General features: G+C 46.6%; 1 protein-coding gene. It reads left to right on the forward strand.

Translation table 11 applies throughout. From position 1 onward, the window contains the following. Window positions 1–34 precede the first annotated feature (34 nt). The coding region (locus AK963_RS29960; protein ID WP_139117816.1) for an ABC transporter permease at window positions 35–719 on the forward strand (685 nt) is incomplete at its 3' end.

Raw genomic sequence — 719 nt, forward strand, 5'->3', positions numbered from 1 at the left:
CAACCAGTGGTACCGTAATAAGCAGGGGCAATGGGTGAGGCGAAAATGGGAGGAATATCTGACACTTAAAGATATTGAAGCGATAAAGGCGGAAACGGATAAAATCGAAAGCATTGTTCCCCAAATAAATTTCGGTGGCAGCGATTGGAATGTTAAATACCGCACCGCTTCAAAGGATGACGGGAGAATCGTAAGTACTTCGGCTGACTATATGTTTTCCGAAAACTGGCGGCTGGCAAAGGGACGTTTTCTTAACGCTCTTGATTTGATACACAAAACAAAGGTAGCTGTCCTGGGAAGCGAAGTTGCCGCTGATCTTTTCGGATCGGATGCCGATCCCCTGGAGAAAGAGGTGAAGATTGGAGGTATTAGATATACAGTCGTTGGAGTGATGGAAGACAAGCAATTTTTTGATAACGATTACAATCGCCGGGCGATGATACCGATCACCACGGCTCAGATGCGGATTACCGGAGAAGACCACGTCAACTTTATCAGTGTCAAGGCAAAGCGCCCTGAAGATGTTGAAGATGTTGCGGATGCGATGAGGAGAGTGTATAAGAGACGCCACGAACATGGTGATGAATTCAACATACGCACGGGCTTGGAAGAATTGGCCGAGATAAATAAAGTTCTTCTCATCATGAAGGCTGTTGCGGGAGGAATAGCGGGAATATCGCTCCTTGTCGGCGGCATCGGTATTATGAACATCATGCTTG

Source organism: Endozoicomonas atrinae (assembly GCF_001647025.1).
In the GTDB taxonomy this organism is placed as follows: Bacteria; Pseudomonadota; Gammaproteobacteria; order Pseudomonadales; family Endozoicomonadaceae; genus Endozoicomonas; species Endozoicomonas atrinae.